A 1,375-nucleotide genomic window follows, 5' to 3' on the forward strand; every position below is an offset into this window, starting at 1 on the left:
CAAAACGTAGGCATAAGAAAAAACCCTGCATTTTCATGCAGGGTTTTAAATAATGGCGCGCTCGAGAGGATTCGAACCTCTGACCGCCTGGTTCGTAGCCAGGTACTCTCATCAGCGTGAGCTACGACGAGCGCGCGAATATTCGTGTTGTTCACCTTGTCACTTCCAGAAGAGAAAGTGGCGCGTCCGAGAGGATTCGAACCTCTGACCGCCTGGTTCGTAGCCAGGTACTCTATCCAGCTGAGCTACGGACGCGCAGGTGTTTGATATCAAAACCGCTTTCGCTATTCCAATATCAGGAGCTTAGCCCCTTTATTCTGTAAAAGAAATTTCCAGTAGAAGAGATGGCGCGCTCGAGAGGATTCGAACCTCTGACCGCCTGGTTCGTAGCCAGGTACTCTATCCAGCTGAGCTACGAGCGCGCAATATTCCCTACCAAGAGAGTTGTGAAGTCTATCACAAATAATTTCTTTTGGAACAAAAAAATTGACTCACTTGTCAATAAATGGCGGTGAAGGAGGGATTCGAACCCTCGATACGGGATAAACCGTATACTCCCTTAGCAGGGGAGCGCCTTCAGCCTCTCGGCCACCTCACCGTCTTTTGTTCCGTTTTACGATATGGCGCGCTCGAGAGGATTCGAACCTCTGACCGCCTGGTTCGTAGCCAGGTACTCTATCCAGCTGAGCTACGAGCGCGCAATTCATCGTAAAACGATTGTGCAAGAATGGCGGTGAAGGATGGGAGTTCGTAACCCTCGAATACGGGATAAACCGTATACTCCCTTAGCAGGGGAGCGCCTTCAGCCTCTCGGCCACCTCACCGTCTTGCGGAGGCACATATTACGATTTACCAAAATAAGTCAAACATTTTCTTTGAAAAATAGCGCAATACCGACTCAAGCGTTGCCTATTTAATCAATACGTGTAATTAATGAACTTTGTTGCTGTAAAAACAACCTTTAAGCAAGAAAWWGACCTTATTGCCGTGCGATGAAATGCACGACCAAATGAGCAAAATTATCTGAGCAATCTACTAACTAAACTTTCTGTGCTAAACACAAAGCTACCCCATTTTAAATTGCCAAGTTGGAAGGTGTTTCACCACCTTGTTTTCTCATCCCCGGAACAAAGCATTTAAGAAAATGCAGATATAAAAAAGGACTGACCTTTATGGGCCCAGCCTCTATCATTCAGAGATTAAGCTTAGTAGTTACCTGGGGTAACGTTGCCTTTCTCAGCCTGAATGCGCATGTAGATCTCTTCACGGTGTACAGAAACGTCTTTAGGAGCGTTCACACCAATACGAACCTGGTTGCCTTTAACACCCAGTACCGTTACTGTCACTTCGTCACCAATCATCAGTGTTTCGCCTA

General features: G+C 46.7%; 1 protein-coding gene and 6 tRNA genes. All 7 read right to left on the reverse strand.

Annotated elements, in window-relative coordinates:
• Positions 1-53: 53 nt before the first annotated feature.
• A tRNA-Arg gene (locus tag CIK04_RS23380) sits at positions 54-134 on the reverse strand.
• 44 nt (positions 135-178) lie between these two features.
• A tRNA-Arg gene (locus CIK04_RS23385) sits at positions 179-255 on the reverse strand.
• 90 nt (positions 256-345) lie between these two features.
• Positions 346-422 (reverse strand) — tRNA-Arg (locus CIK04_RS23390).
• 84 nt (positions 423-506) lie between these two features.
• Positions 507-598: transfer RNA gene (locus CIK04_RS23395), tRNA-Ser, on the reverse strand.
• Positions 599-621: 23 nt separating this feature from the next.
• Positions 622-698: transfer RNA gene (locus CIK04_RS23400), tRNA-Arg, on the reverse strand.
• A 30-nt stretch (positions 699-728) separates the two neighbouring features.
• Positions 729-824: transfer RNA gene (locus CIK04_RS23405), tRNA-Ser, on the reverse strand.
• A 381-nt stretch (positions 825-1,205) separates the two neighbouring features.
• Positions 1,206-1,375: carbon storage regulator CsrA (gene csrA / locus CIK04_RS23410; RefSeq protein WP_128824664.1), on the reverse strand; the 170-nt coding region annotated here is incomplete at its 5' end.

It is taken from the genome of Vibrio sp. 03_296, from assembly GCF_002265885.1.